Source organism: Deinococcus soli (ex Cha et al. 2016) (assembly GCF_001007995.1).
Classification (GTDB): Bacteria; Deinococcota; Deinococci; order Deinococcales; family Deinococcaceae; genus Deinococcus; species Deinococcus soli.
Genome location: NZ_CP011389.1, coordinates 832,033 through 845,699, shown reverse-complemented (window position 1 = coordinate 845,699; position 13,667 = coordinate 832,033). Strand labels below are relative to the sequence as shown.

The window sequence follows — 13,667 nt, the reverse complement described above, 5'->3', positions numbered from 1 at the left end:
CAGGGCACGCAGCGCAGTCGCCGGAGCGGGGCAGTCGTGACAGGCGCGAGCAAGCTGGACATCAACCGGGGCACGACGCTGTGCATGAGCGTCTCGGCGCGGCCGAGCAACTTCGGGACGCGCTTCCACAATCACCTGTACGCGGCGCTGGGTCTGGATTTCGTGTACAAGGCGTTTGGCGTGCAGGACATCGCGGGCGTCGTGGCGGGCATCCGGGCGCTGGGCGTGCGCGGCTGCGCGGTCAGCATGCCGTTCAAGGAGGCCGTGATTCCGCTGCTGGACGAACTGGACGCCTCGGCGGCGGCCATCGGGTCGGTGAACACCATCGTGAACGACGGCGGGCACCTGAAGGCCTTCAACACCGATTACACCGCCGTTCAGCTCCTGATCGAACGGCACGCGCTGAACCCGGACGCGCGGGTGGTGCTGCGCGGCAGCGGCGGCATGGGCAAGGCCGTGGCGAGCGCCCTGCGCGACGCGGGCTTCATGCGTGGCGTGATCGTCGCCCGCAACGAGGCCGCCGGGCGGGACCTCGCGGCGCGCTGCGGCTGGGACTGGCAGCCCACGGTACCTGACGTGCAGGACGGTGACCTGCTCGTGAACGTCACGCCGCTGGGCATGGCGGGCGGCGCGGACGAACACACGCTGGCCTTCACGCCGGAGCAGATCGCGCGGGCGGGCACGGTGTTCGACGTGGTCGCCCTGCCCAGCGAGACGCCCCTGATCGTGGAGGCCCGGCGGCAGGGGAGGCCCGTCGTGACCGGACTGGAGGTCGTGGCGTTGCAGGCGCTGGAGCAGTTCGTGCTGTACACCGGCGTCCGCCCCACGGACGAACAGGTGCAGGCGGCCGTCGAGTTCGCGCGCACCTAAAAGCGTGGGGGAGAGGTCGCACCGGCCTCTCCCCCTGTTTCAGCGGCGGTCAGTCCTGCGCGAGGTGGGACTGCACCTGTATGTCGCCGTACGTGTCGGTCTGCTCGACGCTGAAGTTCCCTTCCTTCACGCCTTCGAGCAGGGCGGCGAAGTAGGTGGTCTGCTCGCCCCAGTCCTGCGTGGGAATGCCCCGAAAGGTGAAGGTCCGCAGGCGCCTTCCGAAGGCGCGCAGCGCGCCCAGCGCGTCGGCCAGCGAGAGGCGGTCGCGGGCCAAGAGGGGCACCTCGACCTGCCGCACGGCGTTCTGCGCGGCCTTCACGAGCTTGGCGAGGCTGCCCTGCGGGTTGCGGGGCCGTTCGCGGCGCGGGAGGGTCACGGGCACGGCGCGGGCGGGAATCAGGCCCTCGCGTTCGCGGCGGCGCGCGGCCAGGAAGTCCACCAGGGCGCCCAGTTCCGCCAGGGCCTCCACGCCGTCCAGCACGTCGTCCAGCGGCTCGTACCAGTCGCCGCCCGCCTCTGCCTCCTCGGGTTCGGGTTGCGGCAGCAGCAGACGGGCCTTCAGCGCGATGACCGCCGCCAGGGTGGGCAGCAGGTCCGGATGCGCGTCATTCAGCGGGCCGCCCGTGACCGCCTGCGCCCAGGCCAGCACGTCGCGCGTGAGGGTCAGGAGGGGCACCTCGCCGGGCTGGACGCGGCCAGTGCGCAGCGCGGAGGCCAGTTCGGCCAGGGTGCCGCTGAACGCGGGCAGCGCCACGCTGAAGCCCACCCCGGCCGGGGGCGGCGGGGTGGGAGTGGGCAGCGCAGGCGCGGCAGTCACGGCAGGGGTCGACAGTCGGTGGGGTTTACAGGGTCAGGAAGCCGACTTTCTCGCGGACTTCCGCCATGATCGGCTGCGCGATCGCGCGGGCCTCGCGCGCCCCCTGAGCCAGGGCGTCACGCACGAAGTCCGGGTCGGCCTTCAGCGTCTCGGCCCGCTCCTGGATGGGCGTGAGGTGCGCGGTAATGCCGGTCATGAGCATCTTCTTGCAGTCGATGCAGCCGATTCCGGCGCTGCGGCACCCGGCGTCCACGGTCTGAATGGTGTCCAGGTCGCTGAACAGCTTGTGGTAGTCGAAGATCAGGCACTTCTCGGGGTCGCCGGGGTCGGTGCGGCGCACACGGGCCGGGTCGGTGGGCGCCACGCGCAGTTTCTGCCAGATGGACTCCAGCGGTTCCAGGATGCCGATGGTGCTCGTCTCGCCCTTGCTCTTGCCCATCTTGCCGTTGCCGTCCACGCCGGGGATGCGCAGCGCGTCCTTGTTGTACACGGCCCTGGGTTCAGGGAACGTCTCGCCGAAGGCGTGGTTGAACTTCCGGGCGATCTCGCGCGTCAGTTCGATGTGCTGCGTCTGGTCCTCACCGACGGGCACGGTATCGGCCTTGTACAGCAGGATATCGGCGGCCATCAGGGCGGGGTACATCAGCAGGCCTGCCGGGACACTCTCGAGTTGCGCGGACTTGTCCTTGTACTGCGTCATGCGTTCCAGCTCGCCGACCGGGGTCAGGGTCGTGAAGATCCACGACAGTTCCTGATGCTCGGGCACGTGCGACTGCACGAAGAACGTCACCTTGCTGGGGTCCAGTCCCACCGCGAAGTTCGCGACCGCCATCTCGAAGGTCCGCTGCGCGAGCAGCCTGGGATCGGAGGCGGCGGGGTTGGTGATGGCGTGCAGGTCCACCACGCAGTAGATGCTGTTCTTCCCGAACTCCTCGCCCAGCCGCACGTAGTTGCGCATGGCCCCGAAGTAGTTCCCGATGTGCGGTTCACCTGTGGGCTGAATCCCTGAAAAGACGCGCGGCATAACCCCGAGATTCTAGAGGATGGAGGCTTCAAAGAAAGCGGGCCGCAGGCGACCGCCCACGACCCACACCACGCTGCCCCCTTACGCGCTGCCGCGGATGATCAGGCGGGGTTCGAAGCGGCGGGCGCGGGCGGGGCCTTTGTAGCCGTTCAGGCGTGACAGCAGGAGTTGCGCGGCCTCGTAGCCCATGCTCTCGACCGGCTGGTGCAGGGTGGTCAGGCCGCGTTCGGCGGCCCAGGGCTGGTCGTCGAAGCCGATCACGCGCACGTCCTGCCCGATCTTCAGGCCGCGCAGGCGCACCTCGTCCAGCAGCGCGCCGGCGAGCATGTCCGCCGACGCGAACACGGTGCAGGGCAGCCCGGCCTCCTGCGCCTGATCGAGGACGGTGGCGGCGGTGTTGCGCGCCGCGAGGGAATCGAAGGAACTGGTGTATTCGGCGCGGATGGTGCGCCCGGCGGTGTCCAGCGCGTTCATGAAGCCGCTGCGGCGGTCCTCGAACACGCGGGTGGTGAACAGCTGATCCAGTTCGGTCTCGACCCACACGGCGTACAGGTCACCCGTGAACTGCGCGGCGTACTCGCCCGCCATGCGCCCGCCCGCGACGTTGTCCATGAACGAGGAATCCACGTTGTCCGCAAAGGCGTCCACGAGGACGGTGGGCTGCTGGGTACGCAGGCGCCGCTCGTGGAACATCTGCGTGAGGTTGTACGTCGCCATGACCAGCCCGTCCGCCTGATAGGCCAGCGTGTGCGAGCCCAGGTAGCGTTCTAATCGGGAGCGGTCCAGCAGCGGGAAGATCGCCACGTCGTACCGGGCTTCCTGGAACGCCGTTTCCAGGCCGTCGAGGAGGCGCACGTAGAATTCGGTGGTCAGGACGGGCAGCAGGACGCTGATGGTGTAACTGCGCCCCCCCGCGATGCGCCGGGCGTGCGGGTTGGGGGTGTATTCCAGATCCGCGATGGCCTTGAGGACGCTCTCGCGCGTGGCGCCCTTGACGGCCACGTGATTGTTCAGCACCCGCGAGACGGTGCCGACCCCGACCCCGGCGTGCCGGGCTACATCCTGAATGGTGGGTTTACGCATGATTTGGCACTCAGGATACGCCTTTTTTGGAACGGGTTCCACGCGCGTCGTGAGCGCCGCCGGGCCCGCAGCGGTGCGGTGGGGACAATGCCCCCCCGGGCACGCGCCTACACTGCACCCTGACGGCTGCCCGCGCCGGGCACGCCCCGCCATGAAGGAGCGACCATGACCTCAACCCGCCGCGCCGGACCCGCCCGGCCCCTCCTGATCGCCGCGCTGCTGATCCTCGCCGCCGCGCTGTCCGCCGCCCTGCTGCGCCCCCGGACCGACACTGCGACCCAGAATCCAGCCCAGGCCACTCCGGTCAGCGGTACCTTGCCCGCCACCGTCACGGACGCCCGCGTGGTCGCCGTGCCCCCCGGTATCCGCGAGACGAGCGTGTTCGCCACCCTCCGCAGCACCTGGGACGCGGAGGTCCGCATCACGGGCGTGAGCAGCCCCGCCGCCGGGCACGCCATGCTGATGGTCACCCGCACCCAGGACAACATGACCGGCATGAGCATGACCGACACCCTCACCCTCCCGGCGGGCGGCACGCTGACCCTCAGCGACACCGGCGACCACCTGATGCTCATGCACCTGAAAGAGCCCCTCCAGCCCGGGCAGACCATACCCGTCACCCTGACCGACGACGAGGGCCGCACCCTGACCATCCAGGCGCCCGTGGTGAAACCATGACGGTGAACCCCCGATGACCAGTGAACCCGCCCACACCCCCGAGTCGATCAGCCCCGAGACTACCAGCGCGCCCCCCGCGCGGCCCTGGTACGTGTCCGCGATCCTCGCCGTTGCCGCCGTGACCCTGCTCCTGCTGGGCGCCTGGGGTGCTGCGCGCCTGCGCAGCCCCTACCCGTTCTTCGGCACCGCGTACCCGCAGGGCACCGCCGCGACGGGCTTCACCGGCACCGTCAGTGACACCCCCACCGCCCCACCCCACGCGTTCACGTTCACGCCCGGGCAGGGACAGGTCACCGCCGTGTTCTTCGGGTTCACGCACTGCGCCAGCATCTGCCCCCTGACCCTCTCGTACCTGAACAAGGTCCGCGATGCCCTCCCCGACGACCAGAAGGCCCGCTTCCGCATCCTGCTCGTCAGCGTCGACCCCGCCCGCGACACCCCGGGGCGCCTGAACGAGTACGCCTCCTACTTCGGCAAGGCAGGCGTCGGCGTGCACATCCCCGAACCGCAACTGGCGACAGTCGCCCAGGCGTACGGCGTCGGCTACCAGAAGGCCGACGTCAGGGGCGCCGACTACCAGATCAACCACACCACCGCCACCTACCTCATCGACGCCCAGGGCAACCTGCGCGTCCTGTGGGACTACACCCAGCTTCCCCAGGTCGCCCGCGTCCAGGCGGACCTGCAACACGTCATGGAGACCCAATGAGCGCCACGCCCTCCACGCTCAACCCCACCCTGGCCGACCTGCTCAGCCCCAGCCCCGACCCCCTCTTCCTGATCCCCACCCTGCTCCTCGCCGCCGCGTACGCCTGGGGCTACACCCGCGCGCACCGCGAAGGCCGCGGCCAGGACTGGCCCGCCTGGAAGGCCGCCCTCTTCACCCTCGGCGTCCTCCTGCTGCTCATCACCACCCAGAGCCGCGCCGCGACCCTCACCCAGAGCAGCATGGCCCTCTACATGACCCGCCTCATGGTCCTCGCCGAGGTCGTCCCACCCCTCCTCATCCTCGGCTTGCCGCGCCTGCGCCCCGACCCCCGGCGCGGCCCCGGCAGGATCCTCAACCTCCTCCTCGACCCCTGGGTGGCCCTGGCCCTCTGGACCGCCGTCATCATCTACTGGAACGTCCCCGCTGGCTTCAACGCCAGCGTCGTCAGCAACACCGCCGCTACCCTCCTCCCGGGCCTGTACCTCCTGAGCAGCCTACTCGTCTGGAGCGTCATCCTCCGCCCCCTCCCCACCGTGCAACCCGCCGACATCGGCTCACGCGGCTGGTTCGGCCTCCTCGCCGCCCTCCCCATGATGGGCGTCGCCAGCGTCTGGCTCTACAGCCCCCGCGTCCTCTACACCCCCTACGTGAACGCCCTGTGCCTCTGGAACTACACCCCCCTCCAGAACCAGCAGCTCAGCGGCTGGATCATGATGCTCGCCGGACTCCCCGCCCTCGCCCTCGCCTTCATCCAGCTGTTCGCGTGGCTGATCAAACTGTCCGAAACGCAGGGCATGCCACCCGCGCGCGTCGTGCCTGACTCCGACACTGAGAGCTGAACGGCGTAACCCACCCCCCAACCCCCTACCCAGACTCGCAGAGCTGCGCAGCAGAGGGCAGGGGGGACCTACGTTGCACTGGGCAAGAGGTTCTACTCGTGCGTTATGCGGTTATCGAGCGGTGACGGGTCCGGCCTCGACGCCATCCTGCCGTGAAGTTGGAAGGCCCGGACGCTGCGCGTCCGACGGCTCGGGGTGATCTGCGGCGGCTGGCCGGGCAGGCAGGTGCGGGCGGCTGATCGACTCTGTCCTTTCTCCTCCCCCCTTGAGGGGGAGGCCAGGTGGGGGGTGGCGGGCCGCGCCCGCCCTCGCAGTTCCTCACAGCCCGCAGACCCGCGTGCCCGCCCCCCGGTACCCAACCCACTCCCCACTTCCGACAACCCACTCCCCACAACCCCCTCCCCCTTCACTTTCCGTCCATGGATTCAGTTGCGGTGGGTGGGGGCTTGTTAGCCTGCGCGCATGTATGACGTGGTGGTGGTGGGTGCGGGGTTGGCGGGTCTGACGGCAGCGCGGGTGCTGTCCCGGGCGGGGGAGCGGGTGCGGGTGCTGGAGGCCGCGCCGGAGGTGGGGGGGCGCGTGCGGTCGCGGTCTGTGGGTGGGTTCGTGCTGGATGCGGGGTATCAGGTGTTGTTCCCGGCGTATCCGGCGGTGCGGCGGCACGTGAACCTGGGGGCGCTGGATCTGGTGGCGATCCCGCCGGGCGCGGTCGTGGTGCGGGGAGAGAAACGGGAGACCCTGGGGAGTCCGTTCGGGGACCTGGCGGCGCTGCCGGGGACGCTGGCGGCGCGGTCACTGGGCGTGGCGGACAAGGCTCGGGTGGCGGCGCTGGCGGTGCGGTTGCGGGCGCCTGCGCCGCCGGAGTTGCTACGCGGGCCGGACGAGTCCACGGAAGGGTACCTGCGGCGGCAGGGGTTCAGCGAGGGCGCGCTGGATGCGTTCTTCCGGCCGTTCTTCGGGGGGATCTTCCTGGACCGCAGCCTGGGCACGAGTGCGCGGCTGTTCCGGTACTACTTCCGGATGCTGATGGATGGCGGCGCGGCGCTGCCCCGCGCGGGCATGGGGGCGCTGACGGAGCAACTCGCACAGGGGCTGGAGGTGAGTCTGAACGTCCCCGTGCAGCGGCTGAGGACGCACGCTGGGCATGTGACGGTGCATTCGGTGGCGGGGGAGCTGGAGGCGCGGCAGGTGATCGTGTCGACCGATCCGGGCACCGCGGCCCGCCTGACGGGTGCGGACGTGGCGCGCGGCAGCGTGAGCAGCACGTACCTGTACTACGCCAGCGCCGAGCAGATCGACCGGGAGGCGCGCCTGCTGCTGAACGCCGAGGAGGGCTTCATCAACAATGCCCACTGGCTGAGCAACGCCGTGCCGGGCCGCGCCCCGGCAGGCGGGCACCTGCTGACTGTGACGGTCCTGGGCGAACCGGACCTGGACGACGACGCGCTGGACGCCCGCGTGCGCGGCGAACTGGGCCGCTGGTACCCGCCCGCGCAGGTGCAGGCGCTGCGCACCCTGCTCGTGGAACGCATCCGTCACGCGCAGTACCCGCAGCCACCCGAGTACGCCGCCGTGCTGCCCGGTCACGCGACGTCCCTGCCGGGCGTGATCATCGCCAGCGAGGCCACCGCCATGAGCGGCATTCAGGGTGCCATGGAAAGCGGCGAGAAGGCGGCTGCGATCGTCCTGAACGACCCGGTCGGCATGAGCCGCCCACGCGGTGGGTAATGTCCGGTCACATCTGCACGCCGGGGTAGCCATGGCCCGTTACGCTGAGGGCTCATGAAACGCGTGACGACGGTGGTGGCGGGTCTGGGGTTCCTTCTGGCGGCGTGTGGGGAGACGCCGCCGGCGATCAGTGTCGGCCAGGACCCCCGGATGCTCTCGGGGCACTGGGTGGGCAGCGTCCGGGCATCAGCGGAGACGGCAGAGGTGCCGCTGGACCTGAATTTCACCGCAACGTACGTGGACGCGCAGCAGGTCACCGTGACCGGCAGCGGGACGCTGGACGGTCAGGCGGTCACACTGAGCGGGACGTTGAAGGGGAACGCGAACATGTTCGTGCAGTACACGCCTCCACTGCCCAAGTACAACGTGCAGGGCGGCCTGAATGTCGCAGGGGCGGCGGGTGACCTGGGCACGCTGAACGTATTTCAGTACGTGTCGGGGGCCGCGCCAGCATCGGGGGCCTATTTCAGGGTGGAGTGGAAGCCGAAGGGCAGTGCAACGGTGTCCAGTGGTTCCATCAGCCGCCGCTGAGGTCGGGTAGGCTGGCGGGTATGTCGGCGCGTCTGGATCATCTGGTGGTGGCGGCCCGTTCGCTGCAGGAGGGGCGGGACTGGCTGGAGGGTCGCCTGCGCGTGCCGCTCCAGCCGGGCGGCGAGCACGAGCTGTTCGGCACGCACAACCTGCTGCTGTCGCTGGGGCCGGACGCGTACCTGGAGGTGATCGCCGTGAACCCGGACGCGCCGCCGCCCGCGCGGGCGCGCTGGTTCGCGCTGGACACGCCGGGCATGCAGGAGCGGCTGTCGCACGGTCCGGCACTGGTGCACTGGGTGGCGCAGGTGCCGCAGGTGCCGGCCGGGCCGGACGCGCTGCCGCTGTCGCGCGGGGAGAACCGCTGGGTGCTGACCGTCCCGCCGGACGGTTCACTGCCGGGGGGCGGGGCCGCGCCGTCCCTGATTCACTGGTTGACGCCGCCGCCGCCCACGCGCCTGCCGGACGTGGGGGTGCGCCTGTCGGGCCTGCGGCTGGGTTCGCCCGAACCGGACGGGCTGCGCGCGGCGCTGGACGCCCTGCGTTTCCAGGGTGAGGTGGAGGTCGTGGAGGCCCCGCAGGTCGAGCTGCGCGCCACGCTGGACACGCCGCACGGGCCGGTGGAGCTGTAGAGCATTTGCTCTCAAGATGCAGTCTTAATGGCTGAGCGGAGCGAGTGAATTTTGCTGAGCAGGACGGACCGGAACAGCTGCGAAGCAGAGAATGGAGGCGTCAGAAGTCTTTTTCTCTGATGCCGTCATTCTGAGAACTGCCTAGCGGTGCCGTGGGGGCGCGTCCGGCAGTCTTGACTCCCCATGCGCGAGGTGCGCCACAATGGGCGTCATGAGCACCCAGACTGCCCGCCCGCCCGTGGATCTCGACTGGAACACACTGGGATTCAGTTACGTCCGCACTGACGAGCGTTACCTGTCGCACTGGCGGGACGGCGCGTGGGACGCCGGGACGTTGACGCTGGACAACGTGCTGCACATCAGCGAGGGCAGTACGGCGCTGCACTACGGTCAGCAGTGCTTCGAGGGCCTGAAGGCGTACCGTGCGGCGGACGGCAGCATCAACCTCTTCCGCCCGGATCAGAACGCGGCGCGCATGCAGGCCAGCTGCCGCCGCCTCCTGATGCCGGAGGTCAGCACCGAGCAGTTCATCGAGGCGTGCCGTCAGGTCGTGCAGGCCAACGAGCGCTGGCTGCCCCCCTACGGCAGTGGCGGCGCGCTGTACCTGCGCCCCTACGTGATCGGCGTCGGGGACAACATCGGCGTGCGCAGCGCCCCGGAATTCATCTTCGGCGTGTTCTGCATTCCCGTCGGCGCGTACTTCAAAGGTGGCCTGACCCCGCACAACTTCATGACCAGCGAGTACGACCGCGCCGCGCCGCACGGCACGGGCGCCGCGAAGGTCGGCGGGAACTACGCCGCGAGCCTCATGCCCGGCGCGCAGGCCAAGGACCGCCATTTCGCGGACGCGATCTACCTCGACCCGGCGACCCACACGAAGATCGAGGAGGTCGGCGCGGCGAACTTCTTCGCCATCACCAAAGACGGCGCGACGTTCATCACGCCCAAGTCGCCCAGCATCCTGCCCAGCATCACGAAGTACAGCCTGCTGTGGCTGGCCGAGCACCGTCTGGGCCTGAACGTCGTCGAGGGGGACGTGTACATCGACCGCCTGGACGAGTACGCCGAGGCGGGCGCGTGCGGCACGGCGGCCGTCATCACGCCCATCGGCGGCATCCAGCACGGCGACACCTTCCACGTGTTCCACAGCGAAACCGAGGTCGGGCCGGTCACGCGCCGCCTGTACGACGAACTGGTCGGCATCCAGTCCGGCGACCGCGAGGCGCCCGAGGGCTGGATCGTCAAGGTGTAAACACTCCGATTGAACGGCTTGGCAAGCCATTCAATCCGAGCGGACGCGAGTAGGAGGAAAACGGGTTCCGGGCGTGGAGTTGGCAGATCGGTGGTGTTCCGATCTGTTAACGAAACAGACGGAATCCGTATGACCGGAGTGGACTTCGGGCGGGGCGGTTCGCGATGAGTGGGCCGCCTCCCTGCTTACCGGGAGAGGTGGATGGGGGTCACCTCTACGGCGGTCAGACCCAGCCCCGCGTCGGCCTGGGTTTCGGCGGGGGTGTCGCCCCAGGCCTGCATGATCAGCCCCCGGGCGCCGCGTTCGCGGGCGGCGTCGCCGGTGGCGCGCAGCAGGGCGTGACGCAGGGTGGTGTGGCGCAGCGCCGGGTGGACGCCGGGACTGCCCACCGTCAGCGTGTCGCCGTCCAGCCACGCGCGGCAGATGCCGACGCCCTGACCCGAGGCGTCCACCGCAACGTGGCCCACGGTGTCGTCCGACCCGTGCGCGTCCGGGATGAGGTCGGCGGCGCTGACGAGCGTGTGCCCCAGCCGGTCGGCGTACGTGGCCTGCGCCTGCCGCCGGACGGTCAGGTCGGGCACGTCCGCCAGCGAAAGGAGACGCACCCCCGCCGGCACCGTGGCGTCCTGGGTGGGAAGCGCGCCGCGCCACTCGGCGTACTGCCCGGCACGCCGCCAGCCGAGAGTGCGCAGAACGTCCTCGGGCAGCAGGGCGTCGTCCGCGTAGGCGCTCAGGGTCGCGCCGGACGTCATGGCGGCGCGCAGGAGGGTCAGGGCGACCTGGGCCTGTCGGGGGCCGGGGTGCGCGCCGCCCAGCACCTCCAGGTCTGCGCGGGGGGTGCGGCGCAGGGCAATCGCGCCCGACCCGTCCTCTGCCAGCCACGCGGCGATCAGTTGCGGCAGCAGGGGGCACAGGTCGTCGGGGCCGCAACCCAGCAGGGCAGCCAGGGCCGGGAGAATTTGGTCTGGCGGGGTGGATGCGGCGACAGTCACGGGGGCAGCATAGGCGGCGCGGACCCCTGGCCACGGCGAACGTGACGGCCACGGGCGGCCCTGAGCGTTTCCTTCATGTTCTGTTCCGGGTTCGGCGGGCGGCGGGGGGCGCGGCTAGACTGACCTTCATGAATGAACCGCTTCCGCTGGATCACGGGCACCTGCAGAAACTGGTCACGGCGGATCTGGTCCGCCCCGATCACCTGCTGGGCGCGCATGTCGTGACGCAGGAAGGCGTGGACGGCGTGCGCTTCGGCGTGTGGGCCCCCAACGCGCATCACGTCAGTGTCGTGGGGGACTTCAACGGCTACAACGGCTTCGACAACGCCATGCAGCGCCTCGACTTCGGGTTCTGGGGCGTGTTCGTCCCGGCGGCCCGCAACGGTCAGCGCTACAAGTTCCGCGTGACCGGCCCCGACGGCCGCACCGAGGACAAGATGGACCCGTACGGGTCGTTCTTCGAGGTGCGCCCCGCGACCGCCAGCATCGTGTGGGACCAGCCGTTCACGTGGTCCGACGACGGCTGGATGGCGCACCGCAGCGCGGGCTTCGAGCAGCCCGTCAGCATCTACGAGGTGCACCTGCCCTCCTGGGCCCGCCGGGACGACGGGTGGTTCATGAACTACCGCGACCTCGCGCACCGGCTGGGCGAGTACGTGCAGTTCCTGGGGTACACGCACGTCGAACTGCTGGGCGTCATGGAGCACCCCTTCGACGGCTCGTGGGGGTATCAGGTGACCGGGTACTACGCCCCGACGAGCCGCATGGGCAGCCCGGAGGACTTCAAGTACCTCGTGAATCACCTGCACGGCCTGGGCATCGGCGTGATCCTCGACTGGGTGCCGGGGCACTTCCCGACCGACAGCGCGGGCCTCGCGAAGTTCGACGGCACCCCGCTGTTCGAGTACGCCGACCCCCGCAAGGGCTTCCATCAGGACTGGAACACGTACATCTTCGACTACGGCCGCAACGAGGTCGTGATGTTCCTGATCGGCTCGGCCCTCAAGTGGCTGCAGGACTTCCACGTGGACGGCCTGCGGGTGGACGCGGTCGCCAGCATGCTCTACCTCGACTTCTCCCGCACCGAGTGGATTCCGAACGTGCACGGGGGCCGCGAGAACCTCGAGGCGATCGCGTTCCTCAAGCGCCTGAACGAGGTCGTGCACCACATGGCGCCGGGCTGCATGATCGTCGCGGAGGAGAGCACCTCGTTCCCCGGCGTGACCACCCCGAGTCCGTTCGGCCTGGGCTTCGACTACAAGTGGGCGATGGGCTGGATGAACGACAACCTGGGGTACTTCGAGCAGGACCCGCTGTGGCGCAAGCACCACCACCACGCGCTGACGTTCTTCAACGTGTACCGCACGAGCGAGAACTACGTCCTGGCGATCAGCCACGACGAGGTCGTGCACCTGAAGAAGAGCATGGTCATGAAGATGCCCGGCGACTGGTACGCGCAGCGCGCCGGCTACCGCGCGTTCCTGGCGCTGATGTGGGCCACGCCCGGCAAGAAACTGCTGTTCATGGGGCAGGAGTTCGCGCAGCCCACCGAGTGGAACCACGACGTCAGCCTGCCCTGGCACCTGGCGGACCACCCGGACCACCGGGGTGTGCTGAACCTCGTGCGGCGCCTGAACGGCCTGTACCGCACCCGCCCCGACTGGCACGTGGCCGACACGAAGGAAGAGGGCATGCTGTGGGTGAACGCCGACGACGTCGAGAACAGCGTGTACGCCTTCATCCGCCGCGACCCGGTGGGCGGCGCGTGGAGTGTCGTGGTGGCGAACCTGACCCCGGTGTACCGCGACGTGTACCCGGTCGGGGTGCCGCAGGGCGGCGCGTACCGCCTGCTGCTCTCCACCGACGACGGCGAGTTCGGCGGCTTCGGCACGCAGCAGCCCGACCTGACCGCCAGGGAGGAAGGCTGGCACGGGCAGACCCATCACCTGCGCCTGAATCTGCCCCCGAACAGCGTGCTGGTGCTCGCCCCCACCGGAGAGACGACCGTCAGCGACGAGCGCTGAGCACGGGAGTTCAGGGCGGTCGACGGGACGGCTGGGCCTCCGTGGATCGCCCTGATTTCTGTCGAAACGGCGAGCACCTGTGCTGGTGGATAGACCCCCTGACCCTTCGGCCCGTGCGTGGGGGACAGTCGGGTGGGGTGGCCTGTGCTTGAATGCAGCGCGTGATGACCCCGCCCGACCCCACGCCTGACCAGCCGGGCCCCCGCCCCGCCCCGGACGCCCTGACCGCCGTGAGTTTCCTGCTGCTGGCGGCGCTGGCCGCGCTGCTGCTCTGGCCGCTGCTCGCGGGCGGCGCGGCGCCCAGTCCGTACCTGATCGGGGGGCTGCTGCTCGCGCGGCTGGGGGTGCAACTCCTGCGTGCCCGCCGCGACCCGCGGCTGCGCCGCCCGGTCAGCTGGGCGCTGGACCTGCTGATCATCGCGCTGATCTTCAACGTGGCCAGCCGCCAGCCCGCCTGACCAGCAGGTCAGGGGTGGTGGGTGCTGCTCACT

Annotated in this window: 14 protein-coding genes; 10 read left to right on the top strand and 4 right to left on the bottom strand. The window is 69.9% G+C overall.

Annotated elements, in window-relative coordinates; translation table 11 throughout:
* Nucleotides 1-36: 36 nt before the first annotated feature.
* Nucleotides 37-870 (top strand): shikimate 5-dehydrogenase, encoded by an 834-nt coding sequence (locus SY84_RS04170; RefSeq protein ID WP_245621406.1) that lies wholly within the window; start codon nt 37-39, stop codon nt 868-870.
* A 49-nt stretch (nt 871-919) separates the two neighbouring features.
* Here SY84_RS04170 and SY84_RS04165 read toward each other — a convergent pair whose 3' ends face one another.
* The 3 genes from SY84_RS04165 to SY84_RS04155 all read right to left on the bottom strand — a co-directional run bounded on the left by SY84_RS04165 (nt 920) and on the right by SY84_RS04155 (nt 3,794).
* Entirely contained in the window at nt 920-1,687 is a 768-nt protein-coding gene (locus tag SY84_RS04165; RefSeq protein ID WP_245621405.1) for a segregation and condensation protein A, read from the bottom strand.
* A 25-nt stretch (nt 1,688-1,712) separates the two neighbouring features.
* A complete protein-coding gene (trpS, locus tag SY84_RS04160; RefSeq protein ID WP_046842951.1) occupies nt 1,713-2,711 on the bottom strand; it encodes a tryptophan--tRNA ligase in 999 nt (332 codons plus the stop codon).
* A gap of 81 nt (nt 2,712-2,792) precedes the next feature.
* Complete coding sequence (locus SY84_RS04155; RefSeq protein WP_046842950.1) at nt 2,793-3,794, bottom strand: LacI family DNA-binding transcriptional regulator; 1,002 nt, start codon at nt 3,792-3,794, stop codon at nt 2,793-2,795.
* Between the two features lie 165 nt (nt 3,795-3,959).
* Here SY84_RS04155 and SY84_RS04150 point away from each other — a divergent pair, with 165 nt between their 5' ends.
* The 7 genes from SY84_RS04150 to SY84_RS04120 all read left to right on the top strand — a co-directional run bounded on the left by SY84_RS04150 (nt 3,960) and on the right by SY84_RS04120 (nt 10,160).
* On the top strand, nt 3,960-4,472 hold the full coding sequence (locus SY84_RS04150; RefSeq protein ID WP_046842949.1) for a copper chaperone PCu(A)C: 513 nt from the start codon (nt 3,960-3,962) through the stop codon (nt 4,470-4,472).
* A 13-nt stretch (nt 4,473-4,485) separates the two neighbouring features.
* The gene (locus SY84_RS04145) at nt 4,486-5,181 is read left to right on the top strand and encodes an SCO family protein (protein WP_046842948.1); all 696 of its coding nucleotides are present in this window, start codon (nt 4,486-4,488) and stop codon (nt 5,179-5,181) included.
* A complete protein-coding gene (locus tag SY84_RS04140; RefSeq protein ID WP_046842947.1) occupies nt 5,178-6,020 on the top strand; it encodes a cytochrome c oxidase assembly protein in 843 nt (280 codons plus the stop codon). Before SY84_RS04145 ends, SY84_RS04140 begins: the two co-directional genes overlap by 4 nt.
* Before the next feature lie 462 nt (nt 6,021-6,482).
* Nucleotides 6,483-7,748, top strand: coding sequence for an NAD(P)/FAD-dependent oxidoreductase (locus tag SY84_RS04135; RefSeq protein WP_046842946.1), 1,266 nt, complete (start codon nt 6,483-6,485; stop codon nt 7,746-7,748).
* Between the two features lie 54 nt (nt 7,749-7,802).
* A complete protein-coding gene (locus tag SY84_RS04130) occupies nt 7,803-8,279 on the top strand; it encodes a hypothetical protein (protein ID WP_046842945.1) in 477 nt (158 codons plus the stop codon).
* Nucleotides 8,280-8,299: 20 nt separating this feature from the next.
* Nucleotides 8,300-8,908: a VOC family protein gene (locus tag SY84_RS04125; RefSeq protein WP_046842944.1), complete on the top strand. Its 609-nt coding sequence runs from the start codon at nt 8,300-8,302 to the stop codon at nt 8,906-8,908.
* Between the two features lie 211 nt (nt 8,909-9,119).
* Entirely contained in the window at nt 9,120-10,160 is a 1,041-nt protein-coding gene (locus SY84_RS04120) for a branched-chain amino acid aminotransferase (protein ID WP_046842943.1), read from the top strand.
* Nucleotides 10,161-10,345: 185 nt separating this feature from the next.
* Here the strand turns inward: SY84_RS04120 and SY84_RS04115 are convergent, their stop codons facing one another.
* On the bottom strand, nt 10,346-11,152 hold the full coding sequence (locus SY84_RS04115) for a hypothetical protein (protein ID WP_052751036.1): 807 nt from the start codon (nt 11,150-11,152) through the stop codon (nt 10,346-10,348).
* Nucleotides 11,153-11,280: 128 nt separating this feature from the next.
* On the opposite strand from SY84_RS04115, the gene SY84_RS04110 reads away from it, so the two are divergent.
* Both SY84_RS04110 and SY84_RS04105 read left to right on the top strand, forming a co-directional pair.
* Entirely contained in the window at nt 11,281-13,176 is a 1,896-nt protein-coding gene (locus tag SY84_RS04110) for a 1,4-alpha-glucan branching enzyme (protein ID WP_046842942.1), read from the top strand.
* Nucleotides 13,177-13,340: 164 nt separating this feature from the next.
* Entirely contained in the window at nt 13,341-13,634 is a 294-nt protein-coding gene (locus SY84_RS04105) for a hypothetical protein (protein ID WP_046844930.1), read from the top strand.
* The last annotated feature ends 33 nt before the right edge of the window (nt 13,635-13,667 follow it).

Coding starts and splice junctions, on each gene's coding strand:
- trpS (WP_046842951.1), bottom strand. CDS start 2,711: ATGCCGCGCGTCTTTTCAGGGATTCAGCCCACAGGTGAACCGCACATC.
- SY84_RS04155 (WP_046842950.1), bottom strand. CDS start 3,794: ATGCGTAAACCCACCATTCAGGATGTAGCCCGGCACGCCGGGGTCGGG.
- SY84_RS04150 (WP_046842949.1), top strand. CDS start 3,960: ATGACCTCAACCCGCCGCGCCGGACCCGCCCGGCCCCTCCTGATCGCC.
- SY84_RS04145 (WP_046842948.1), top strand. CDS start 4,486: ATGACCAGTGAACCCGCCCACACCCCCGAGTCGATCAGCCCCGAGACT.
- SY84_RS04140 (WP_046842947.1), top strand. CDS start 5,178: ATGAGCGCCACGCCCTCCACGCTCAACCCCACCCTGGCCGACCTGCTC.
- SY84_RS04135 (WP_046842946.1), top strand. CDS start 6,483: ATGTATGACGTGGTGGTGGTGGGTGCGGGGTTGGCGGGTCTGACGGCA.
- SY84_RS04130 (WP_046842945.1), top strand. CDS start 7,803: ATGAAACGCGTGACGACGGTGGTGGCGGGTCTGGGGTTCCTTCTGGCG.
- SY84_RS04125 (WP_046842944.1), top strand. CDS start 8,300: ATGTCGGCGCGTCTGGATCATCTGGTGGTGGCGGCCCGTTCGCTGCAG.
- SY84_RS04120 (WP_046842943.1), top strand. CDS start 9,120: ATGAGCACCCAGACTGCCCGCCCGCCCGTGGATCTCGACTGGAACACA.
- SY84_RS04110 (WP_046842942.1), top strand. CDS start 11,281: ATGAATGAACCGCTTCCGCTGGATCACGGGCACCTGCAGAAACTGGTC.
- SY84_RS04105 (WP_046844930.1), top strand. CDS start 13,341: ATGACCCCGCCCGACCCCACGCCTGACCAGCCGGGCCCCCGCCCCGCC.